This window comes from Streptomyces sp. NBC_01460 (assembly GCF_036227405.1).
Classification (GTDB): Bacteria; Actinomycetota; Actinomycetes; order Streptomycetales; family Streptomycetaceae; genus Streptomyces.
The window spans coordinates 1454962-1478106 of the sequence record NZ_CP109473.1; the positions used below are offsets into that span (position 1 = coordinate 1454962).

The window sequence follows — 23145 nt, forward strand, 5'->3', positions numbered from 1 at the left end:
GCTCTGGACCCGCTTCCGGCAGGCTCAGCGCCTGCCGGAAGCGTCGTCCTCAAGGCCTGCGCGCCGAGGTGACCCGGTAGACGTCGTAGACGCCCTCCACGCCGCGTACGGCCTTCAGGACGTGTCCCAGGTGCTTCGGGTCGCCCATCTCGAAGGTGAAGCGCGAGGTGGCCACCCTGTCGCGGGAGGTCTGCACGGCCGCCGACAGGATGTTCACGTGCTGGTCGGACAGGACGCGGGTGACGTCGGAGAGCAGTCGTGACCGGTCCAGCGCCTCGACCTGGATGGCGACGAGGAAGACCGACGACTGGGTGGGCGCCCACTCGACGTCCAGGATCCGCTCGGGCTGCTGCGAGAGCGAGTCGACGTTCACGCAGTCCGCGCGGTGCACGGAGACTCCGCTGCCCCGGGTGACGAACCCGATGATCGGGTCGCCCGGGACGGGCGTGCAGCAGCGGGCCAGTTTGACCCAGACGTCGTCGACGCCCTTGACGACCACGCCCGGATCCGCCTTGGCCCGGCGCTTGTTGCGGCCGTGCGAGGGCGGCGAGCTCTCCGCCAGGTCCTCGTTGGCCGCGTCCTCCCCGCCGAGCGCCTGGACGAGCTTCTGGACGACACCCGCCGCGGCGACATGGCCCTCGCCGATCGCGGCGTACAGCGACGAGATGTCGGGGTAGCGCATCTCGTGCGCCAGCGTGACCAGGGAGTCACCGGTCAGGATGCGCTGGATCGGCAGGTTCTGCTTGCGCATGGCCCGCGCGATGGAGTCCTTGCCCTGCTCGATCGCCTCGTCACGCCGCTCCTTGGAGAACCAGGCGCGGATCTTGTTGCGCGCCCGGGGCGACTTGACGAACTGGAGCCAGTCGCGGGAGGGCCCGGCGCCGGCCGCCTTGGAGGTGAAGACCTCCACCAGGTCGCCGTTGTCAAGGGTCGACTCCAGTGGCACGAGCCGTCCGTTGACCCGTGCTCCTATGGTCCGGTGGCCGACCTCCGTGTGGACGGCGTACGCGAAGTCGACCGGCGTCGCGCCGGCGGGCAGCGCTATCACGTCACCCTTCGGCGTGAAGACGAAGACCTCGTTGCGCGACAGGTCGAAGCGCAGGGACTCCAGGAACTCGCTGGGGTCCTCGGTCTCCTTCTGCCAGTCCAGGAGCTGGCGCAGCCACGCCATGTCGTTGACGGTGTCCTGGCCGCGGCCGCCCGTGTTCTTGGGGACGTCCGTGCGCACCTTGGAGGCGCCCGCGACGGCCTCCTGCTTGTACTTCCAGTGCGCGGCGATGCCGTACTCGGCGCGGCGGTGCATGTCGAACGTACGGATCTGGAGTTCGACGGGCTTGCCGCTGGGGCCGATCACCGTGGTGTGGAGCGACTGGTACATGTTGAACTTGGGCATCGCGATGTAGTCCTTGAACCGCCCGGGCACCGGATTCCACCGGGCGTGGACGGTGCCGAGCGCCGCGTAGCAGTCGCGGACGGTGTCGACGAGGACGCGGATGCCCACCAGGTCGTAGATCTCGGCGAAGTCGCGGCCCCGCACGATCATCTTCTGGTAGACGCTGTAGTAGTGCTTCGGCCGGCCGGTGACCGTGGCCTTGATGCGGGCGGCGCGCAGGTCCGACTGGACCTCGTCGGTCACTATGGCGAGGTACTCGTCGCGCTTGGGCGCGCGCTCGGCGACGAGGCGGACGATCTCGTCGTACATCTTGGGGTAGAGGATCGCGAAGGCGAGGTCCTCCAGCTCCCACTTGATGGTGTTCATGCCCAGGCGGTGGGCCAGCGGCGCGTAGATCTCGAGGGTCTCGCGGGCCTTCTTCTCCTGCTTCTCCCGCTTGAGATAGCGCATGGTGCGCATGTTGTGCAGCCGGTCGGCGAGCTTGATGACGAGGACCCGGGGGTCCTTCGCCATGGCGACGACCATCTTGCGCACGGTCTCGGCCTGGGCGGCCTCGCCGAACTTGACCTTGTCGAGCTTGGTGACGCCGTCGACCAGCAGCGCGACCTGGTCCCCGAAGTCCTTGCGCAGGGTGTCCAGGCCGTACTCGGTGTCCTCGACCGTGTCGTGCAGCAGCCCCGCCATCAGCGTCGCGGGGTCCATGCCGAGCTCGGCGAGGATCGTCGTGACGGCCAGCGGGTGGGTGATGTACGGGTCGCCGCTCTTGCGCTTCTGGCCCCGGTGCCATCGCTCGGCGACCTGGTAGGCCTTCTCGATCTGGCGGAGGGTCGCGGACTCGATCTTGGGGTCGTTGCCGCGGACCGTGCGCAGGAGGGGTTCGAGGACCGGGTTGTACGGGCTGGAGCGCTGTACGCCCAGCCGGGCGAGGCGGGCCCGGACGCGGTTGGAGGAGCCACCGGACCGCCCGGGGGCGGCCGGCGGCGCGGCGGCGGACCGGGCCGGGGGCTTCGCCGCGGGCGCGGGGGCCGGGGGCTTCGCCGCGGGCGCGGGACTCCTGGTGGCGGCATCGGGAGCCGGGGACGCGGCCTTGTCGGGCTCGGGAGCCGGGGATGCCGGCTTCCCGGGCTCGGGGGCCGGGGACGCGGGCTTCGTTCCGGAGGACGGGGCGGCCTTCGCCCCGGGAGGCGGGGACGGCTTCGCCTGTGTGGCGGGCGCCTGGGGGGCCGGAGCCTCGGCGGGGCCCTGCGTGTGCTCGCCGGCGGTCCCGGGCTCGGCGGCCCCGTCGGACTGCGCCTTCCCGGGCGTGGCGGAGGCCGCCTCAGGCCTTTCGGGCTGCGGGGCGGCGGCGGGCTGGGCCTCGTCTGGCAAGAGCGCTCCTCGTGCGGATCCGGGCTACCGGAAAGCCCATGGTATCGACCCCCGGGCAGGTCCTCGCCCGGGGAGTGCGGAACCCCTCACAACGCAGGACGGGCACCCGGATGTTCCCGGGTACCCGTCCTGTACGTCCCTACGCGCGCTATGACCGCGGCGGCGCAGGTCAGAGGGTGATCAGAGCCTCCAGCGGGGCGTCCCGCAGCCCTGCCTCCAGCCGCCCGCGGCCGGCGAGGAAGCCGAGCTCCATGAGGACCGAGACGCCCGCGACCTGGGCACCGGCCCGCCGGATCAGCTCCAGCGAGGCCTCCGCGGTGCCACCGGTGGCGAGGACGTCGTCGATGACCATGACGCGGTCGTCGGCGGACAGGTCCTCGGCGTGGATCTCGATCTCCGCGGTGCCGTACTCCAGCTCGTAGGCCTGCCCGAGCGTGGCGCCGGGCAGCTTGCCCGCCTTGCGCACGGGGACGAACCCGATCCCGGCCCGGACCGAGACCGGCGCGGCCAGGATGAATCCGCGGGCCTCCAGGCCGACGATCTTCGTGGCCCCGTGGCGCACGCAGAGCTCCACGAACCAGTCCGTGAGCGCCGTGAAGGCCACCGGGTCCGCGAGCAGCGGGGTGATGTCCTTGAACAGCACCCCCGGCTTCGGGTAGTCCGGTACGTCACGGATCCGGCTGAGCAGCAGCTCCCGGGTGGTGTCGTCGATGTCCGTGCTGGTCATCGGCGATTCCTCGGGGAACGGCCGTGGCCCCCGGTCTGCCGGCGCTGGCCGACGACGGCCCCCGCGGGCTCGTCGTCCTCGTCGAGGTCCTCGGCCCGGTCGTCGCGCTCGTCCTCGACGGACTCGCCCTTGGCGGCGGCCGCGGCCCTCTTGGCGAGGATCCGCTTCTTCAGTGCCTTTATCTGCGGCTCGCGCTCCTTGAGGTCGGCGACCAGCGGGGTGGCGATGAAGATCGAGGAGTACGCGCCGGCGGCGAGACCGACGAAGAGGGAGAGCGAGATGTCGTTCAGCATGCCGGCGCCGAGGACACCGCCGCCGATGAACAGCAGGCCGGCGACCGGCAGCAGCGCGACGACGGTGGTGTTGATGGAGCGCACCAGCGTGCCGTTGATGGAGCGGTTGGCGATCTCGCTGTAGGTCCAGCGGGTCTGCTTGGTGATCCCCTTCGTGCCCTCCTTGAGGCTGTCGAAGACGACGACCGTGTCGTAGAGGGAGTAACCGAGGATGGTCAGCAGACCGATCACGGTGCCCGGGGTGACCTCGAAGCCGACCAGGGCGTAGACACCTACCGTGATGGTGATGTCGTGGATCAGCGCGACGAGCGCGGCGATGGCCATCCGCCACTCGAAGGCGATGGCCAGGTAGACCACCACGAGGACCATGAAGATGCCGAGGCCCGCCCAGGCCTTGTTGGCGATCTGCTCACCCCAGCTGGGGCCGACGAGGTCCGCGTTGATCTTCGCCTCGGGGATGCCGAGGTCCTCGGAGAGCTGCGTCTTGATCTGGTCGGCCTTGGCGGTGTCGACCTCGGTGATCTGGATCCGGAGCCCGCCGTTGCCGAGCTCCTGGACGATCGCCTCGTGGCCGGAGGCCGCGACCGCGTCCTCGTGGGCCTGGGAGACGGACACCTTGGCCTTGGTGTCGGTCGTGAAGACGGCACCACCCTTGAACTCGATGCCCATGTTCAGGCCGCTGACCGCCAGGCCGAGGATGGCCGTGATGGTGATCAGGATCGAGACGCCGTACCAGATCTTGCGCTTGCCGATGAAGTCGTAACCGACCTCGCCACGGTAGAGCCTGGCGCCGAGATCGCCGAGTCGCGACATCTCACGCCTCCTTCGGGTGGTCGGTGCGGGCGTTGACGCGGCGCGAGCGGCGCAGCGGCGGCTTGGCGCCGAGACGCTTCGGGTCCAGGCCGGACCACGGGTGACCGCTGGAGAAGAACTTCGTGCGGGCCATCAGCGTCATGACGGGCTTGGTGAAGAGGAACACCACGACGACGTCCAGCAGGGTCGTGAGACCCAGCGTGAACGCGAAGCCCTGGACCTTGCCGACGGTGACGAGGAAGAGCACGGCCGCGGCGAGGAACGACACGAAGTCGGAGACCAGGATGGTGCGACGGGCCCTGGGCCAGGCGCGCTCGACGGCCGGACGGAGCGTGCGGCCTTCCCGGATCTCGTCGCGGATGCGTTCGAAGTAGACGATGAACGAGTCCGCCGTGATACCGATCGCCACGATGGCACCGCAGACGGCCGGGAGGTTCAGCGCGAAGCCGATGGCCGGGCCGAGCAACGCCATGATCGTGTACGTCAGGACGCCGGAGACCAGCAGGCTGAGGAGCGCGATCAGCGCGAGGCCGCGGTAGTAGGCCACCAGGTAGATGACGACCAGGGCCAGCCCGATGGCACCGGCGATGAGACCGGCCTCCAGCTGCTCACCGCCGAGGGCGGCGGTGACGGTGGTGACGGTGTCCTCGCTGAAGGACAGCGGGAGCGCACCGTAGGAGAGGACGTTGGCCAGGTCCTCCGCCGACTGCTGGGTGAAGCTGCCGGAGATCTCGGCGCTGCCGCTGAGCGTCTCGTTCACCTGGGGTGCGGAGACGACCTCACCGTCGAGGGAGATCGCGAACTGGTTCTGCGGCTGCTGCTGCGCCGACAGCTTCTTCGTGATCGTCTGGAACTTCTTGGAGCCCTTGTCGGTGAACTCCATGGAGACGAGCCAGATGCCGCGCTGCTGGTCGAACTGGGCCTTCGCGTCGTCGACGTCGGTACCGGAGACCTCGGCCGGGCCGAGGAGGTACTTGGCGTCACCCTCGGAGCTGCACGCGACCGTGGGGTCCTCGGGCTTGACGCCGTCGCCGGCCTTGGCGCGGGCGGACTTGTCGGAGCAGTCCAGTGCGGTGAACTTCTTCTCGAGCGCCGCGGTGGCGGGATCCGGGGTCTGGGTCGCCGCGGGGGCGTCCGAGGACTTCGCCGTGCCGGAGGGCGTCGGCGTCGCGTCCTTCTTCAGGGCGTCGGTGACGGCACGGCCCTGGGTGGTGGCGCTCGCCGAGGGGGTCGCCTTCGGGCTCGAGGCGGTCTCCGGGTCGCTCGCCTTCGCACTGGGCGTGGCGCTCGGCTTCCCGGAACCGCTCGCGGAGGGACTCGCCGAACCCTCGGGCGTCGGTCCACCGTCGGTGACCGTCAGCACGGGCCGGAAGTAGAGCTGGGCGGTCGTGCCGACCTGCTCCCGGGCCTGCTTCGAGTTCGTCCCCTTGGGGATGTTGACGATGATGTTCGATGCGCCCTGGGTCTGGACCTCGGCCTCGGAGACACCCAGACCATTGACACGGCGTTCGATGATGCTGACCGCGGTGTTCATGTTGGTCTCGTTGATCGCGTCAGGCTTGCCGGGCTGGCTCTTCGCCTTGAGCGTGATCGATGTGCCGCCGGCCAGGTCGATACCGAGCCGGGGCGTGGTGTGACCGGACAGGAACATCCCGCCGGTCAGGGCGACCATGGCAATCAGGATCAGAGCCAGGGCACGGCCCGGCCTGCCCTGTCCACCGGTTGAGCCCCGGCCTTTCTTCGGTGCTGCCACCTTTTCGTTTCTCCCTGTCCAACCGCCCCGCGCCGGGTACGCGCCCGAGCGGCCACGAAGTGTTGTGGGGACCCGCCCCCGCAGAAGACCGCACGGCCCGTGAGACGCCGGACACCTGTGGGTGTCCGGCGTCTCTGGGTCGTGGAACTACTTCGCGTCGCCCTCGCCGTCGGCCTTGGCCTCGGAGCCCTTGACCTCCGCGTCCTTCGGTGCGTCGGCGTCCTCGGCCTTCTTGCCGAGGTCGATCTTCGCGACGTCCTCGTCCGCGTCCGCTTCCTTGGCCTCACCGTCGGTGAGCGAGGAGGCGTCGTCGGGAACGATCGTGCCCTCGCCCTCCAGCTCGTCGTCGCCGTGGACGATGCGGTTGTACTCCGCGTCGTCCAGGACGGCACCGATGGCGTTCTTGGCGTAGACGGCGTGGACGCCGGGCGCGACCTCGAGGATCACCGTGTCGTCCTGGATCTCCTTGACGGTGGCGTACATGCCCCCGATCGTCCGGACGCCGGTGCCGGGCTGCATGTCGTTGCGCATCTGCGCAGCCGCCTGCTGCTTCTTCTTGGCGGACCGGGTCATCAGGAACATGGCCCCGATGAGCACGATGAAGGGGAGGAGGGTCACGAGACTCACGGGACGGAACTTCCTTCGCACGACCACGCTGGATTCACGCGGCCTGGTCTACGGGGGTGGGTACACCGACCTGTAAGGGCGGCATCGGCGGAGTCTAAGCGAGTCCGCATCATTGGAACAACGTCCAGCATCGCATCGTGGTTCCCCTGCTGGCCAACCCGTCGTTCGTCACGCCCCGAACAGGCCCTGTTGTCCCTTTGCGCCGTGCTGCGGAGGCACCAGCCCGAGGTGCGCCCAGGCGGCGGGGGTGGCGACCCGGCCCCGGGGCGTCCTCGCGAGCAGTCCCTCCCGGACGAGGAAGGGCTCGGCCACCTCCTCGACCGTCTCGCGCTCCTCCCCCACGGCCACCGCGAGGGTGGAGAGACCGACGGGTCCCCCGCCGAAGAGCTTGAGCAGGGCGCCGAGCACCGCGCGGTCCAGGCGGTCGAGCCCCCGGGCGTCGACCTCGTACACGCGCAGGGCCGCGGCCGCGATGTCCCGGTCGATCCGCCCCTCGGCCTTGACCTGGGCGTAGTCACGGACGCGGCGCAGCAGGCGGTTGGCGATACGGGGCGTGCCCCGGGAGCGTCCGGCGATCTCGGCCGCCCCCGCTGTGTCTATGGCCACGTCGAGCAGTCCGGCGGAGCGGTGGATGACCCGCTCCAGCTCGGTGGGGGCGTAGAACTCCATGTGGCCGGTGAAACCGAAGCGGTCGCGCAGCGGGGGCGGCAGCAGTCCGGCCCTGGTGGTGGCACCGACGAGGGTGAACGGCGGCAGTTCCAGCGGGATGGCCGTGGCGCCGGGCCCCTTGCCGACGATCACGTCGACGCGGAAGTCCTCCATCGCCATGTAGAGCATCTCCTCGGCGGGCCGCGACATGCGGTGGATCTCGTCGAGGAAGAGGACCTCGCCCTCCTGGAGGGACGAGAGGATCGCCGCGAGGTCTCCGGCGTGCTGGATGGCGGGGCCCGAGGTGATCCGGATCGGGGCGCCCATCTCGGCGGCGATGATCATGGAGAGGGTCGTCTTGCCGAGCCCCGGGGCGCCGGAGAGCAGGACGTGGTCGGCGGTGGCGCCCCGCGCGCGGGCCGCCTTGAGCACCAGGTCGAGCTGCTCGCGCACCTTCTCCTGGCCGACGAATTCGTGCAGGTCCTTCGGGCGCAGGGCGGCCTCGACCGCGGTGTCCTCGCCGTCGGCGCCGGCGTCGACCAGCCGGTCGTCCAGCCTCTCGTCGTCGAGGTCTCCGGTGGGGGTTCCGGTCTCGTCCCAGTTCATCTCGTCAGTCCCGCCTCGGGTGTTTCGGTGCCGGGCCGTGTGGTGCTCCGGCCGGCGTACGGGGGGTGGGCCCCTGGGGTCAGCGTGCGCGGTTGAGTGTCTGCAGAGCGGCGCGCAGGAGCTGCGGGACGGGGGCCTGGCCGCCGCCGGCGATGGCAGCCTCGGCCTGCGGGGTGACGGCGCTCACCGCCTCGTCGGCTTCGCGGGTGGCGTAGCCGAGTCCGATCAGGGCGGCCTGCAGCTGGTCCCGCCAGGAGCTGCTCACGGCGGTGCCGATCCCCTGCTGGCCGATGTGCGCGCCGACCGGTTCGCCAAGCCGGTCCTTGAGCTCGAGGAGGAGCTTCTGGGCACCCTTCTTGCCGATGCCGGACACCGCGGTGAGTGCCTTCTCGTCACCGGTGGCGACGGCGATGCGCAGGGCGTCCGGGCTGTGGGTGGCGAGCATGGCCTGGGCGAGCCGGGGGCCCACACCGCTGGCGGTCTGGAGCAGCTCGAAGACCTGGCGCTCGTCGTCGTCGGCGAAGCCGTAGAGGGTGAGCGAGTCCTCCCGGACGACCAGGGAGGTGGCCAGCCTGGCCTCCTTGCCGATCCGCAGGCCGGCGAGGGTGTCGGGGGTGCACTGGACGGCCATCCCGATGCCGCCGACCTCGATCACGGCCGTGGACGGGGCGAGGGCGGCCACCGGGCCGGAGACGAAGGCGATCATGCGGTACGGCCTTTCAGCGTGCGGTGGGCGGCGACGGCCTGCTGCAGTCGGTTCTGCGCGGGTGCGCGCCAGATGTGGCAGATGGCGAGGGCGAGGGCGTCGGCGGCGTCGGCGGGTTTCGGCGGCGCGTCGAGCCGCAGCAGGCGGGTGACCATGGCCCCGACCTGGGCCTTGTCGGCGCGTCCGGACCCGGTGACGGCGGCCTTGACCTCGCTGGGGGTGTGCAGGGCGACGGGGATGCCGCGGCGGGACGCGCAGAGCATGGCGACGGCGCTGGCCTGTGCGGTGCCCATCACCGTACGGACGTTGTGCTGGGCGAACACCCGCTCCACGGCCACGTATTCGGGCCGGTGCTCGTCGAGCCAGCGCTCGATGCCCTGCTCGATCGCGACGAGCCGGTGGCCGAGCTCCGCGTCGGCCGGGGTCCGCACGACACCGACGCCGACCATGGTCAGCGGCCGGCCCGCGACCCCCTCGACGACTCCGACACCGCACCGGGTCAGCCCCGGGTCCACGCCCAACACCCGCACGAAAGGGCCCCTCCGCCGCTCGGTCATCTGTTCCCGCAGGCTATCGGCTCCCGCTGACAATGCGACGGGCCGACGGGGTGTGTCCCGTCGGCCCGTCGGTGCACCACGTGCGGCCGCCTCAGGCGTCGACCTTCTCCATGACCTCGTCGGAGACGTCGAAGTTGGCGAAGACGTTCTGCACGTCGTCGCTGTCCTCCAGCGCGTCGATCAGCTTGAAGATCTTGCGCGCGCCCTCTTCCTCCAGCTCGACCTGCATGGTCGGGACGAAGTTGGCCTCGGCGGAGTCGTAGTCGATGCCGGCCTCCTGCAGGGCGGTGCGGACCGCGACCATGTCGGTGGCCTCGCTGAGCACCTCGAAGGTGTCGCCGAGGTCGTTGACCTCCTCGGCACCCGCGTCGAGCACCGCGCCGAGGACGTCGTCCTCGGACAGCTCACCCTTCGGGACGATCACGACGCCCTTGCGGTTGAACAGGTACGACACCGAGCCCGGGTCCGCCATCGAGCCGCCGTTGCGGGTCATGGCGACCCGGACGTCGGACGCGGCGCGGTTGCGGTTGTCGGTGAGGCACTCGATGAGCACGGCGACGCCGTTCGGACCGTAGCCCTCGTACATGATCGTCTCGTAGTCGGCGCCGCCGGCCTCGAGACCGGCGCCGCGCTTGACCGCGGAGTCGATGTTCTTGTTCGGGACGGAGCTCTTCTTGGCCTTCTGGATGGCGTCGAAGAGTGTCGGGTTGCCGGACACGTCGGCGCCGCCCGTGCGGGCCGCGACCTCGATGTTCTTGATCATCTTCGCGAAGAGCTTGCCGCGCTTGGCGTCGATCACGGCCTTCTTGTGCTTCGTCGTAGCCCATTTAGAGTGGCCGGACATCTGCCTTCTCCTTCGCGTCACCAAAATCGATCCGAACCCGAGAGATCCTACCGGGATCGGATCAGCCCACGGCGCGCACCATGTCGGTGAAGAGCGCGTGCACCCGGTGGTCCCCGGTCAGCTCGGGGTGGAACGACGTCGCCAGGGCGTTTCCCTGCCGTACGGCCACGATATGGCCGCCGTGCACCGCGACGACCTCCGCACGGGCGCCGACCGACTCCACCCAGGGCGCCCGGATGAAGACACCGTCGACGGGTCCGCCGGGCACACCCTCGACCTCGACGGCGGCCTCGAAGGACTCGTTCTGCCGCCCGAAGGCGTTACGGCGCACGATCATGTCGATGCCGCCGACCGTCTCCTGGCCGGAGCGCGGGTCGAGGATCTTGTCGGCGAGCAGGATCATGCCGGCGCACGTGCCGTACACGGGCATGCCGGAGGCGACCCGCTCGCGCAGCGGCTCCAGCATCCCGAAGAGGACGGCCAGCTTGGACATCGTGGTGGACTCGCCGCCGGGTATGACGAGCCCGTCGACCTCGGCGAGCTCCTCGGGCCGCCGGACCGGCCTGGCCACGGCGTCCGCCGAGGCCAGGGCGATCAGGTGCTCCCGTACGTCGCCCTGGAGAGCCAGGACTCCGATGACAGGGGTGTCGGTCATCGGTGCTTACCAGCCGCGGTTGGCGTAGCGCTCACCCTCGGGCAGCGTGTCGCAGTTGATGCCGACCATGGCCTCGCCGAGGTTGCGGGAGGCGTCCGCGATGATCTTCGGGTCGTCGTAGAAGGTGGTGGCCTTCACGATGGCGGCGGCGCGCTTGGCCGGGTCGCCGGACTTGAAGATGCCGGAGCCCACGAAGACGCCCTCGGCGCCGAGCTGGCGCATCAGGGCAGCGTCGGCGGGGGTGGCGACGCCGCCGGCCGAGAACAGGACGACGGGCAGCCGGCCGAGCTCGGAGACCTCCTTGACCAGCTCGTAGGGGGCGCGGAGCTCCTTGGCGGCGGCGTACAGCTCGTTGTTGTCGTAGCCGCGCAGGCGGGCGATCTCGTTCTTGATCTGGCGCAGGTGGCGCACGGCCTCGACGACGTTGCCCGTGCCCGCCTCACCCTTCGAGCGGATCATCGCGGCGCCCTCGGCGATCCGGCGCAGGGCCTCGCCCAGGTTGGTGGCGCCGCAGACGAAGGGGGTGGTGAACGCGAACTTGTCGCTGTGGTTCACCTCGTCGGCCGGGGTGAGGACCTCGGACTCGTCGATGTAGTCGACGCCGAGGGACTGGAGGACCTGGGCCTCGACGAAGTGGCCGATGCGGGACTTGGCCATGACGGGGATGGAGACGGCCTCGATGATCTCTTCGATCATGTTGGGGTCGGACATCCGGGCCACGCCGCCGTCCTTGCGGATGTCGGCCGGCACTCGCTCCAGGGCCATGACGGCCACGGCGCCCGCGTCCTCGGCGATCTTCGCCTGCTCGGCGTTGACGACGTCCATGATCACGCCGCCCTTGAGCTGCTCGGCCATGCCGCGCTTGACGCGGGCGGTGCCGGTGGCCGGGGCCTCGGTGGACTGCGGGGTGCTGGGAAGCGTGGACACGGATCGACCTCACTGGGGTGAAAAGACGCTGGATGCTGCAGATCCGAGCAAACGCTCCGGGAGCAGTCCACAGCAAGGGCCAATGGGTACCGCGTGGATCGTTCTGTACGCCTGCGGGCCCCGGGTCCGTCCCCCGCCCCCGGCCCGGGAGGACCCGGTCTCAGCTGCCGGGACGGTCCGCCAGGGCGACCGGGGGCGCGTCGTCCATCTCGAACGCCAGCGGGAACGGGGCGTGCCCCGCGAGGCGGAACAGCCGTACCGTCCGGTGCCTGCGCAGGGCGCGGGCGGCGCGCACGGCGTCGTTGTGGAAGCGGCGCGCCATCGGTACGCGGCGTACGGCGGCGGCCAGTTCCCTGGCCGCGTCCTCGCCGCCCGGGACCTCCTTCACCGCGTCGACCTGCGCCGACTCGCCGAAGACGGCCCGCAGGGCGGTGCTCAGCTCGCTCTCGGCGACCTCGCGCTGCTCCTCCTCGGCCTGGCGTGCCGCGTGCGCCGCCTCGTACAGCACGATCGACGCGGCGGGGTCGAGGACACCGGACGTGGCCAGTTCCTGGGTGACCGAGGCGCGACGCAGCAGCTGGGCGTCGAGCGCCGCGCGGGCCGCGTCGATACGGGCGTGGAGCCGGTCGAGCCGCCCGGCGGTCCAGCTGAGATACAGGCCGATAGCGAAGAGCGCGACGGCGGTCCAGATGAGGATTTCGATCACGGGCGGCAAGGGTACCGTCGGCGGGCCCCGCCCGGACCCGCCGGTGCGCCCGTCAGTCCCTGGCGAGGCCGAAGCGCGCGCGGAGCCCGGTGCGTTCGTCGGTGTCGACGGCGGCGGCCCCGTCCGTGACCGTCTCGTACACGGCCAGGATGTCCGCGCCGACCGTCGTCCAGTCGAAGCGGCGCACATGGGCGCTGCCCCGCTCCCGGAGTCCTTCGCGCCGCTCCGGGTCGCCGAGCAGCCGGATCGCGGCGGCGGCCAGCGCGTCGGCGTCCTCGTTGGCGAACAGGTCGCCCGCGGCGCCCTGGTCGAGCACCTGCGCGAACGCGTCCAGGTCGCTGGCGAGGACCGGCGCGCCCGCCGAGAGCGCCTCGACCAGGATGATGCCGAAGCTCTCGCCGCCGGTGTTGGGCGCGACGTACACGTCGACGCTGCGCAGGAGCCGTGCCTTGTCCTCGTCGCTCACCATGCCGAGGAACTCGACGCGCTCGCGCATCTCCTTCGGCAGAGAGGCGACCGCCTCCTCCTCGTCGCCGCGCCCCGCGACCAGCAGCCGTGTGCCGGGCCGGGCGGCGAGGATCGAGGGCAGCGCCTTCATCAGGACGGGCAGCCCCTTGCGGGGCTCGTCGATGCGCCCTATGAAGCCGAGCGTGCCGCCCTGCCACTCGGCCTTCGGTTCGGCGCGGGCGAAGAAGTCCACGTCGACGCCGTTGGGGATGACCACGGCGTCCCCGCCGAGGTGCTCGACCAGCGTCCGGCGGGCGTACTCGCTCACCGCGATCCGCGCGCTGATCTTCTCCAGCGCCGGCTGGAGGATCGGGTACGCCGCGATCATGGCCCGGGAGCGGGGGTTGGACGTGTGGAAGGTGGCCACGATCGGCCCCTGCGCCGCCCAGCAGGTGAGCAGCCCCAGGGAGGGCGAGGTGGGCTCGTGGATGTGGATGACGTCGAAGATGCCGTCGTTCAGCCAGCGACGGACCCGCGCGGCGGACAGGAACCCGAAGTTCAGCCGGGCGACCGAGCCGTTGTACGGGACGGGCACCGCGCGGCCCGCGGACACGACGTACGGCGGGAGCGGTGTCTCGTCGTCGGCGGGCGCGAGCACGGAGACGTCGTGGCCGAGGCGGATCAGATGCTCGGCCAGGTCGCGGATGTGGAACTGCACCCCGCCCGGCACGTCCCAGGAGTACGGGCAGACGATGCCGATCTTCACGGAGCTTCTCCCTGGGGTTCCAGATCGGAGATCCAGAGCCGTTGCAGCATGTGCCAGTCCTCCGGATGCTCGGCGATCCCGGTGGCGAAGGCGTCGGCCAGCGCCTGTGTCATGGAGGACGTCTTCTCGGTGCGGCTGCCTGACTCCGGTACGGCGACGGGCGGGTGGACCCGTGCCCGCATCACCGGCGTGCCGTCGTACCAGAGGGTGACGGGCAGCAGCAGCGCGCCGGTCTGCTGGGCCAGCAGTGCCGGTCCGGCGGGCATGCGCGCGGTGTCCCCGAAGAAGTCCACCTCGACGCCGGAGGCCGAGAGATCGCGGTCGGCGACGAGGCAGACCAGCCCGCCCGCGCGCAGCCGCCGGGCCAGCGTGCCGAACGCGGCGCCCCCGTTGTGCGGCAGGACCTCCATGCCCAGGCCCTGGCGGTAGGCGACGAAACGGTCGTAGAGGGTCTCCGGCTTGAGCCGCTCGGCGACCGTCGTGAACGGCACCTTCAGGTCGGTGGTGACCCATGCGCCCGCCAGGTCCCAGTTCCCCAGGTGCGGCAGGGCGAGGACGACACCCTGCCCGGCGTCCAGTCCCTCGGTGAGCCGGTGGACGTCGCGGACGTCGATGGAGGCCTTGATCCGCTGCGGGCTCCAGGTCGGCAGCCGGAAGGACTCCATCCAGTACCGCATGTAGGAGCGCATGCCGGCCTTGGACAGCTCTGCGAGCCGCGCAGCGTCCGCGTCCGGCACCACCCGTGCGAGGTTCGACTCCAGGCGCAGCACCGACTTCCCGCGCCTCTTCCACACCTGGTCGGCCAGGGTGCGGAAGAGCGCGGCCGCAGCCGGTTCGGGAAGCTTCTTGACCGCGCCCCAGCCGAGGCCGTAGAGCCCGTCGGTCAACCGTCCCCTGAGATCGGATCCGGTGCCGCTCACTGCGCGGCCTCGCTCCCCTGTTCCGCGGCCGCGGCGGCGTCGGCCTCGGCCGACTCCCTGCGCACGGTCACCACCCGCTGGACCAGCGTGACGAGGCTGCCGACGGCGACGATCCACAGCGCGATCGGCAGCAGGACCTGGATTCCCGGCACCCCGAAGCCGTGCAGTCCGGCGAGGCCGGCGGCGACCAGCGAGATCACGAGCCGCTCGGCGCGCTCCACCAGCCCGTTCACCGCGACCGGCAGACCGATCGACTCGCCCCGGGCCTTCGTGTACGAGACCACCTGGCCGCTGGCCAGGCAGAAGATCGCGACCGCGCACAGCACGTTGTCGTCCCCGCCGCCCGCGTACCAGAGGGCGAAGCCGGCGAAGATCGCGCCGTCGGCCACCCGGTCGAGCGTCGAGTCCAGGAACGCGCCCCACCGGCTGGAGATCCCGGCCTGCCGGGCCATGTTGCCGTCGACCAGGTCCGAGAAGACGAAGACCGTGATCACGATGGTGCCCCAGAAGAACTCCCCCATCGGGAAGAAGACCAGCGCACCTGCCATCACTCCGGCCGTGCCGACGAGAGTGACCGCGTCGGGGCTGACCCCGAGGCGGAGCAGCAGAGCGGCGAACGGTGTGAGGACACGCGTAAAAAATGCACGCGCGTACTTGTTCAGCATGGCCTTCCCGAGGTTCGGTGGGCGCCGCGCGGCCCTTGCGGCCACCGGCTGGCCCATCGTAGTCACCAGCCGTGCCCGGCAGCGGCGGGGCACCCCGTCCCGCCCCATGTCCGGGAAGTCACGCCCCGGCGCACGTGACGTGTGGACGGTGTCCGGCGCGGGTGGAAAGCTCGAAGGACCGCGGGCGTCGACGGGACCGCCGCGACGGCTCTCCCCCGCCCGTGCCGCACCCGCTCCCGGATGATGCGGCACCGCGCCACCGATCGGGAGGCACGCATCATGGGCGACAGGACACATGCGCACACCGGCGCCGCCGGAAGGGCGGCGACGGCCGGCCCGCCCGCTTCCGTACGGAACGTGGTGCTGGTCGGCCACAGCGGTTCGGGCAAGACGACGCTGGTCGAGGCGCTCGCGCTGACGGCCGGAGCGCTGAACCGGGCCGGCCGGGTCGAGGACGGCTCGACCGTCTCCGACCACGACGCGATCGAACAGCGCCGACGGCGTTCCGTGCAGCTCTCCCTGGTCCCCGTCGAATGGGACGGCTGCAAGGTCAATCTGCTGGACACGCCCGGACATCCGGACTTCGTCGGGGAGCTCAGGGCCGGTCTGCGCGCGGCGGACGCGGCCCTCTTCGTCGTCTCGGCCGCCCAGGAGGCGGACGCCGTGGCGGAGACCACCCGCGCGGTCTGGGAGGAGTGCGCGGCCGTCGGGATGCCGCGGGCGATCGTCGTCACGCACCTGGACACCGCGCGCACGTCCTTCGAGGAGATGACCCGGGTCTGCGGCCGGATCTTCGGGCACGACGACCCGGACGCCGTCCTTCCCCTCTACCTCCCGGTGCACGGCCCCGAGGGCCCGGACGGGCACGCCCCGCTCACCGGGCTGACCGGACTCCTCACCCGGCGGATCCTCGACTACTCCTCGGGGGAGCGGCGGGAGGCTCCGCCCTCCGGGGGCCGGTGGGAGCCGCTCCAGGGGGCACGTGACCGGCTGATCGAGGGGATCATCGCCGAGAGCGAGGACGAGACCCTCATGGACCGCTACCTCGGCGGCGGCGAGATGGACCTCACGACGCTCGTCGACGACCTGGAGCGCGCCGTGGCACGCGGATCCTTCCACCCCGTGCTCACCGCCGCACCGGCCGCCGAGGGTGCCCGGCAGGGCGTCGGCACCGTGGAGCTCCTCGACCTGGTCACCCGCGGCTTCCCCTCGCCCGAGGAGCACGCGCCGCCCGCCGTCACGACCCCGGACGGCACCCCGCGCCCCGCCCCCGTCCGCGATCCGGCGGCACCCCTGGTCGCCGAGGTCGTCAAGACCTCGTCCGACCCCTACGTGGGACGGGTCTCCCTCGTCCGTGTCTTCTCGGGCACGCTGCGCCCCGACGACACCGTGCACGTGTGCGGTCACGGCCTCACCCGGCCCGACGGCGAGGCGAGCCCGAACCACGGGTCCGACGTGCGCGTCGGCGCCCTCTCCGCGCCCTTCGGCGGACAGCAGCGCCCGCTGGACCGATGTGTCGCGGGAGATCTGGCCTGCGTCTCCAAGCTGGGCGGGGCGGAGACGGGCGACACGCTCTCGGACGACGGCGACCCCCTGCTGATGGAGCCGTGGGTCATGCCCGACCCGCTGCTCCCCCTGGCGGTCCGCGCCCACGGCAAGGCCGACGAGGACAAGCTCTCGCAGGGCCTGGCGCGCCTGGTCGCCGAGGATCCGACGATGCGCCTGGAGCAGAACCAGGACACCCACCAGGTCGTCCTGTGGTGCATGGGCGAGGCGCAGACGGAGGTGGCGCTGGAGCGCCTGCGCGGCAGGTACGGCGTCCAGGTCGACGCCGAGCCCCCTCGTGTCCCGCTGCGGGAGACGTTCGCCTCCCGGACCGCGGGACACGGCCGGCACGTCAAGCAGTCGGGCGGCCACGGCCAGTACGCCGTCTGCGAGATCGAGGTGGAGCCGCTGCCGCCCGGCTCGGGCGTCGAGTTCGTCGACGAGGTGGTCGGCGGCTCCGTGCCGCGGCAGTTCGTCGCCTCCGTGGAGAAGGGCGTACGCACCCAGGCGGCTCGCGGCCTCGCGGCCGGGAATCCGCTCGTCGACGTACGGGTGACCCTCCTCGACGGGAAGTCCCACTCGGTGGACTCCTCCGACGCCGCCTTCCAGACCGCGGGCGCCCTGGCGCTGCGGGAGGCCGCGGCGGACACCCGCGTCGAGCTCCTCGAACCCGTCGCCCGGATCGGTGTGCTGGTCCCCGACGACTACGTGGGGGCGGTCATGAGTGACCTCGCGGGGCGGCGCGGCAGGGTCGTGGGCACCGAACAGTCGACCGGGGAGCGCACGCTCGTCCGCGCCGAGGTGCCGGAGATCGAGATCAGCAGGTACACCGTCGACCTCCGCTCGCTGACGCACGGCACCGGACGGTTCGACCGGGCGTACGCCCGGCACGAGCCGATGCCCCCTCACCTCGCGAACCGCATCCGCGAAGCGCAGGAAAACGGCACAAAAGTGAGCTAGTTGACTGGATATGACCCCTTCCGCCCGCCTCCGGCCCGATCGGCGGGCGGGCGCCCGGCCCGGACGATACGCTGTGGGCCCAGCTCAGAAGGTGTGCGACGTACGGTAGTTGGGAACAGCCGCAGGAGCAGACCGTGCGGGCGAGTGGGGGCGACAGTGGCCAACGACGGATTCGATTTCTCTCCCGGAGCGCAGATCCCGCTCCAGGGTGCGGGAGCGCAGGCGGTGGCGACCAACGCCCTCGCCTCCGCCGCGTACCGCGACAGCGATGTGACGGAGATCCTCAAGGCCAACAGCGAGTGGCACAAGTCCGAGGTGAAACCGGGCGAGTCGAAGCTGTTCAAGTCCGACTACTTCAAGCCGAATCTCGGCGAGGCGTTCTCCCGGGCCGTCCAGGAGCGCATGCTCGGCGGCGGCCGGGCCGCGCTCATCCAGTCCTTCGGCACCGACCCGCAGACCGTCGTCGAGCACTGCCTGTCCGCGAGCGGTCTGCGCAAGGCCCGGGACAAGAAGCTCACCCTGGTCACCGTCCTCCTCGGCGTCCTCTTCCTGCCCGGGCTGCTCTTCTGGGTCCTCGCCTTCCGGCTGCGCGACTCCCTCAACAAGTCCACGGACAAGTTCTTCCAGGCCCTCGGCGGCATCCTGCTCGTCGTGCTCGGCGGCCTCGCCGCGATCTTCCTGATCGCCATGCCGCTGACCGGGCTCCCGGCCCTCTACCTGCGCGCCGCGGCGATCGCCCCGGTCATCGGCTGGCTGCTGGCCAAGCGGATCGCCGAGACGTCCGTACGCGACCTGCGGGCCCGCTGGGAGGGGCTCCTGTCCGGCGCCGGCGTCATCGCGAAGATCCCCGAGGCCGCGCCCAGGAGTCCCAACGAGACCGCGCGCGAGGAGCTGCGCCAGAGCCTGGAGAAGCTCGCCGCGGAGCAGCAGTCCAACGCCGTCTTCTACGCCGGGCCCAAGGGCATCCTGGGGATGGGGACCCGGTGGGGCGGCTGGCATCTCGCCGAGGAGCTCACCCCCGCGGACCCCACCAGGGAGATCCACCAGTTCCGCAGCTGGGACGTCGTGCGTGCCATCCACGACCAGCTGAAGCTGCTGGAGCGCGGCCCGCTGAACACCGGCGGTTTCCCCACGCCGTCCGTCAAGCACTGGATCGTCTCCCCCATCGGGGAGAACGCGGACTCCGTCTCCCGGCCCGCCGGCGAGGACGTCGCGACCTTCCAGGTCAAGCCCCACGAGATACAGCGCATCTGCAACCACCAGCAGTTCGGCAGCGGCGACCGGCACTACCTGGGTGTCCAGTTCACCCTCTGGGACGGGCAGCTGGTGATCACCATGCTGATCACCGTCACCGTGCTCCACGAGACCCTGAGGATCGAGGTCACCGGGCACGCGCTGGGTCCCGTCCACGGGCTCTTCCTCAGCAAGCCGGAGGCACCGACCAAGACGGTCAAGAAGGCGGTCAGGTTCTGGGAGACCCGGAAGGTCGCGCTTCCCCTCATCAAGGCGAGCGAGGTCGTGCGGCTCGCCCTCCGGGCCCCGCTGACCTGGTATCCCCCGCTGCTCGACTACCTGGGCGGCAAGATCGTCCTGCCCGAGCCCTTCGGCCTGCGCCACGCCTGGGCGGCCAAGCCGTGGGGGCACCGCTTCATGGCCGACGACGCCATGCGCGCGGCCACCCCGGTGCTGCGCGTGGTGCACTCCGCCGCCAAGCGGGTCCTGACGGAGCACGGGGTCGACACCGAGCGCTTCGACACCCGCTCCTCGATCCTCAGCGGCATGGTCCAGGACCCCGCCCCGAGGAAGGCCGACGTCTACGACGCCTGACCCCCGTCCGGGGCGAAGGCCCGCTCAGGCGGACGGCAGCTCGGCCGGCCACACGCCGGCCAGCATCGTCCGGGTGTCGCCCAGCAGCTGCGGGAGCACCTTCGTGTGTCCGACGACCGGCATGAAGTTGGTGTCCCCGCCCCAGCGGGGCACCACGTGCTGGTGGAGGTGGGCGGCGATGCCGGCGCCCGCCTCCGCCCCCTGGTTCATCCCGATGTTGAAGCCGTGCGCCCCGGAGGCGGCCCGCAGGGCGACCATGGCCCGCTTGGTGAAGTCGGCCAGCTCCGCGGTCTCCGGGCCGTCCAGCTCCGTGTAGTCGGCCACGTGCCGGTACGGGACCACCATCAGGTGGCCGCCGTTGTACGGGTACAGGTTGAGCACGGCGTAGACCTGCTCTCCCCTGGCGACGATGAGCCCGTCCTCGTCCGACTTCGAGGGAATCTCGCAGAACGGACAGCCGTCGCCGGCCCCCGGGCCGCTCGGCTTGCTCTCACCCTGGATGTAGGCCATCCGGTGGGGCGTCCACAGGCGCTGGAACGCGTCGGGCGTCCCCACTCCGATCTGCTGTTCCGGCTCACTCGTCATGCCCGTCAGCATATTGCGTCGCTCCCGCCGCGCGTGTCGCCGGGGCCGACCCCGTCCGCGCCCCGCGATGCTGGCGCCATGAGCGACCGTCCCGCAGCCCCCGTCCCCGACCGGCTCACGGAATGGGAGCAGCGCACCGAGGTGCCTCTCTTCGCCGCGGCGCTGGTCTTCCTCACCGGCTACGCGGTCCGGGTCCTCGCCCCGCTCGGCGCCCAGCCCTGGCGGGACATCGCCCTCGCCCTCGTCGCCTTCACGTGGCTGCTCTTCGGGGTGGACTACGGCGTACGGCTCCGGCTCAGCGGCCAGGGCCGGCGCTTCGTGCGCACGCACTGGCTGGACACGGCCGTCCTCCTGCTGCCGCTGCTGCGCCCGCTGCGCGTGGTCCAGATCTACACGGCGGTCCAGAAGCGCCGGGAGCAGCCCCGGATGAGCCTCTACGCCCGGGTGATGACGTACGCCGGGCTGACGACCGTGCTCCTCGGCTTCTCCGCCGCGCTCGCGGTGTACCACCAGGAGAGGGGGGCGGCAGGCTCCACGATCCGTACGTTCGGGGACGCGGTGTGGTGGGCGTGCGCGACGCTCACGACGGTGGGGTACGGGGACGCCGTGCCGGTCACGTTCGGCGGCCGGGTGGTCGCGGCGGGGCTGATGGCCTGCGGGCTGGCGCTGCTGGGAGCGGTGACGGGCTCGTTCTCGTCGTGGCTGCTGCAGGTGTTCGCCCGGGAGGACGAGAAGAGGCCCCCGGGGAGCGTGTAGCTCACCGGGGGCCTCGTCACCGTACGGATCAGACCTGTACGCGGCGCTCCACCACGTCGAGGAGCTTGGCGATCGCCTCGTCGCGCGGGATGCCGTTCTCCTGCGAGCCGTCGCGGTGGCGGAAGGACACCGTGCCGGCGTTCATGTCGTCGTCACCGACGATGACCATGAAGGGCACCTTGGCCTTCTGGTGGTTCCTGATCTTCTTCTGCATCCGGTCGGAGGAGGCGTCCACCTCGACCCGCAGCCCCTTCTTGCGCGCCTCGGCGGCGAACTCCTGGAGGTACGGGATGTGGGTGTCGCCGATCGGGATGCCGACCGCCTGGACCGGGGCGAGCCAGACCGGGAACGCGCCCGCGTAGTGCTCCAGCAGCACGGCGAAGAAGCGCTCGATGGAGCCGAACAGGGCGCGGTGGATCATGACCGGGCGCTGCTTGGAACCGTCCGGGCCGGTGTACTCCAGGTCGAAGCGCTCCGGCAGGTTGAAGTCGAGCTGCACGGTCGACATCTGCCAGGTGCGGCCGATGGCGTCCTTGCACTGGACCGAGATCTTCGGGCCGTAGAACGCGGCGCCGCCCGGGTCCGGGACGAGCGGGAGGCCCTGCTTCTCGGCGACCTGGCGCAGCGTCTCGGTGGCCTCCTCCCAGGTCTCGTCCGACCCGACGTACTTCTCCGGGTCCTTGGTCGAGAGCTCCAGGTAGAAGTCGGTCAGCCCGTAGTCGCGCAGGAGGTTCAGGACGAAGGTGAGCGTCCGGTCGAGCTCCTCCGCCATCTGCTCCTTGGTGCAGTAGATGTGCGCGTCGTCCTGGGTGAAGCCGCGCGAGCGGGTCAGGCCGTGGACGACACCCGACTTCTCGTACCGGTAGACCGTGCCGAACTCGAAGAGGCGCAGCGGCAGTTCGCGGTAGGAGCGGCCACGCGCGTCGAAGATCAGGTTGTGCATCGGGCAGTTCATCGGCTTGAGGTAGTAGTCCACCCCGTCGTCGAGCTGCATGGGGGGGTACATGCCGTCGGCGTACCAGTCCAGGTGGCCGGACTTCTCGAAGAGCTTGCCCTTGGTGGCGTGCGGCGAGTAGACGAACTCGTAGCCCTCCTCCTCGTGGCGGCGGCGCGAGTAGTCCTCCATGGCCCGGCGGATGACGCCGCCCTTGGGGTGGAAGACGGCGAGGCCAGGGCCGATCTCGTCGGGGAAGGAGAACAGGTCCAGCTCGCTGCCGAGGCGGCGGTGGTCGCGCTTGGCGGCCTCCTCCAGGAACTCCAGGTGCGCCTTGAGCTCGTCCTTGGTGGGCCAGGCGGTGCCGTAGATGCGCTGGAGCATGGGGTTCTTCTCGCTGCCCCGCCAGTACGCAGCCGCGTTCCGCATCAGCTTGAACGCGGGGATGAACCGGGTGGTGGGCAGGTGCGGGCCCCGGCAGAGGTCCTTCCAGCACAGGTCACCGGTCTTGGCGTCCAGGTTGTCGTAGATGGTCAGCTCGCCGCCGCCCACCTCGACGTCCGCGCCGTCGTCCGTGGAGGCGGAGCCCTTGATGCCGATGAGCTCCAGCTTGTACGGCTCGTCGGCGAGCTCCTCGCGGGCGGCCTCGTCGGTGACCACCCGGCGGGAGAACCTCTGTCCCCGCTTCTGGATCTCCTGCATCTTCTTCTCGATGGCCTTGAGGTCCTCGGGCGTGAAGGGCCTCTCGACGTCGAAGTCGTAGTAGAAGCCGTCCTTGACCGGCGGGCCGATGCCCAGCTTGGCCTCGGGGAAGAGCTCCTGCACCGCCTGTGCCATCACGTGCGCGGTGGAGTGCCGCAGGATGTTCAGGCCGTCCTCGGAGGAGATCTCGACGGGCTCGACGGTCTCGCCGTCCCGGAGCTCGTACGCGAGGTCCTTCAGCTCCCCGGCGATCCGCGCGGCGACGACGGTGCGCTGCCCGGGGAAGAGCTCCGCGGCCGTCGTGCCCGTCGTCACCACGTGCTCTTCCCGCTCGGAATCGCGTTGGATGATCACACGGACGTCTGACACCGGTCTCTCCTGACTGAGGGGGTGCGTCGCTTTCCTCTTGCGCGCG

The 23145-nt window shown here is 71.0% G+C and carries 20 protein-coding genes; 3 read left to right on the forward strand and 17 right to left on the reverse strand.

What is annotated here, in order from left to right:
• Positions 1-49: 49 nt before the first annotated feature.
• The 15 genes from OG488_RS06375 to pgsA all read right to left on the reverse strand — a co-directional run bounded on the left by OG488_RS06375 (position 50) and on the right by pgsA (position 15421).
• Positions 50-2761, reverse strand: coding sequence for a RelA/SpoT family protein (locus tag OG488_RS06375; protein ID WP_329226726.1), 2712 nt, complete (start codon positions 2759-2761; stop codon positions 50-52).
• A gap of 169 nt (positions 2762-2930) precedes the next feature.
• Entirely contained in the window at positions 2931-3488 is a 558-nt protein-coding gene (locus OG488_RS06380; protein ID WP_329226728.1) for an adenine phosphoribosyltransferase, read from the reverse strand.
• Positions 3485-4594 (reverse strand): protein translocase subunit SecF, encoded by a 1110-nt coding sequence (gene secF / locus OG488_RS06385; protein WP_329226730.1) that lies wholly within the window; start codon positions 4592-4594, stop codon positions 3485-3487. The genes OG488_RS06380 and secF overlap by 4 nt, the downstream gene beginning before the upstream one ends.
• A gap of 1 nt (position 4595) precedes the next feature.
• Entirely contained in the window at positions 4596-6347 is a 1752-nt protein-coding gene (secD, locus tag OG488_RS06390; protein WP_329226732.1) for a protein translocase subunit SecD, read from the reverse strand.
• A 147-nt stretch (positions 6348-6494) separates the two neighbouring features.
• Positions 6495-6974, reverse strand: a complete 480-nt coding sequence (gene yajC / locus OG488_RS06395; protein ID WP_329226734.1) for a preprotein translocase subunit YajC — start codon at positions 6972-6974, stop codon at positions 6495-6497.
• Positions 6975-7142: 168 nt separating this feature from the next.
• A complete protein-coding gene (ruvB, locus tag OG488_RS06400) occupies positions 7143-8228 on the reverse strand; it encodes a Holliday junction branch migration DNA helicase RuvB (RefSeq protein ID WP_329226736.1) in 1086 nt (361 codons plus the stop codon).
• A gap of 79 nt (positions 8229-8307) precedes the next feature.
• Positions 8308-8934, reverse strand: a complete 627-nt coding sequence (gene ruvA, locus OG488_RS06405) for a Holliday junction branch migration protein RuvA (RefSeq protein ID WP_329226738.1) — start codon at positions 8932-8934, stop codon at positions 8308-8310.
• On the reverse strand, positions 8931-9464 hold the full coding sequence (ruvC, locus tag OG488_RS06410) for a crossover junction endodeoxyribonuclease RuvC (protein WP_329226740.1): 534 nt from the start codon (positions 9462-9464) through the stop codon (positions 8931-8933). The genes ruvA and ruvC overlap by 4 nt, the downstream gene beginning before the upstream one ends.
• A 118-nt stretch (positions 9465-9582) precedes the next feature.
• Positions 9583-10335 carry a YebC/PmpR family DNA-binding transcriptional regulator gene (locus OG488_RS06415; protein ID WP_329226742.1) on the reverse strand — a complete coding sequence of 251 codons (753 nt, stop codon included), beginning with the start codon at positions 10333-10335 and terminating at the stop codon, positions 9583-9585.
• Between the two features lie 61 nt (positions 10336-10396).
• A complete protein-coding gene (pdxT, locus tag OG488_RS06420; protein ID WP_329226744.1) occupies positions 10397-10990 on the reverse strand; it encodes a pyridoxal 5'-phosphate synthase glutaminase subunit PdxT in 594 nt (197 codons plus the stop codon).
• 6 nt (positions 10991-10996) lie between these two features.
• Positions 10997-11917, reverse strand: a complete 921-nt coding sequence (pdxS, locus tag OG488_RS06425; RefSeq protein WP_103514736.1) for a pyridoxal 5'-phosphate synthase lyase subunit PdxS — start codon at positions 11915-11917, stop codon at positions 10997-10999.
• A 160-nt stretch (positions 11918-12077) separates the two neighbouring features.
• Complete coding sequence (locus OG488_RS06430) at positions 12078-12623, reverse strand: hypothetical protein (protein WP_329226746.1); 546 nt, start codon at positions 12621-12623, stop codon at positions 12078-12080.
• A gap of 52 nt (positions 12624-12675) precedes the next feature.
• Positions 12676-13836: a glycosyltransferase family 4 protein gene (locus OG488_RS06435; RefSeq protein ID WP_329226748.1), complete on the reverse strand. Its 1161-nt coding sequence runs from the start codon at positions 13834-13836 to the stop codon at positions 12676-12678.
• A complete protein-coding gene (locus OG488_RS06440; protein ID WP_329226749.1) occupies positions 13833-14756 on the reverse strand; it encodes a phosphatidylinositol mannoside acyltransferase in 924 nt (307 codons plus the stop codon). The genes OG488_RS06435 and OG488_RS06440 overlap by 4 nt, the downstream gene beginning before the upstream one ends.
• The gene (gene pgsA / locus OG488_RS06445; protein WP_329226750.1) at positions 14753-15421 is read right to left on the reverse strand and encodes a phosphatidylinositol phosphate synthase; all 669 of its coding nucleotides are present in this window, start codon (positions 15419-15421) and stop codon (positions 14753-14755) included. Before pgsA ends, OG488_RS06440 begins: the two co-directional genes overlap by 4 nt.
• Positions 15422-15700: 279 nt before the next feature.
• Between pgsA and OG488_RS06450 the strand changes: the two genes are divergently transcribed.
• Together OG488_RS06450 and OG488_RS06455 are read left to right on the forward strand one after the other, a co-directional pair.
• Positions 15701-17926 (forward strand): elongation factor G-like protein EF-G2, encoded by a 2226-nt coding sequence (locus OG488_RS06450; RefSeq protein ID WP_329226751.1) that lies wholly within the window; start codon positions 15701-15703, stop codon positions 17924-17926.
• A gap of 156 nt (positions 17927-18082) precedes the next feature.
• Positions 18083-19753 (forward strand): hypothetical protein, encoded by a 1671-nt coding sequence (locus OG488_RS06455; RefSeq protein WP_329238464.1) that lies wholly within the window; start codon positions 18083-18085, stop codon positions 19751-19753.
• Between the two features lie 24 nt (positions 19754-19777).
• On the opposite strand, the gene OG488_RS06460 is transcribed toward OG488_RS06455, so the two are convergent.
• Positions 19778-20350, reverse strand: coding sequence for an HIT family protein (locus tag OG488_RS06460; protein WP_329226753.1), 573 nt, complete (start codon positions 20348-20350; stop codon positions 19778-19780).
• A gap of 66 nt (positions 20351-20416) precedes the next feature.
• Here OG488_RS06460 and OG488_RS06465 point away from each other — a divergent pair, with 66 nt between their 5' ends.
• On the forward strand, positions 20417-21094 hold the full coding sequence (locus OG488_RS06465) for a potassium channel family protein (protein WP_329226755.1): 678 nt from the start codon (positions 20417-20419) through the stop codon (positions 21092-21094).
• 28 nt (positions 21095-21122) lie between these two features.
• Here the strand turns inward: OG488_RS06465 and thrS are convergent, their stop codons facing one another.
• On the reverse strand, positions 21123-23099 hold the full coding sequence (gene thrS / locus OG488_RS06470) for a threonine--tRNA ligase (RefSeq protein ID WP_329226757.1): 1977 nt from the start codon (positions 23097-23099) through the stop codon (positions 21123-21125).
• Between the last annotated feature and the right edge of the window lie 46 nt (positions 23100-23145).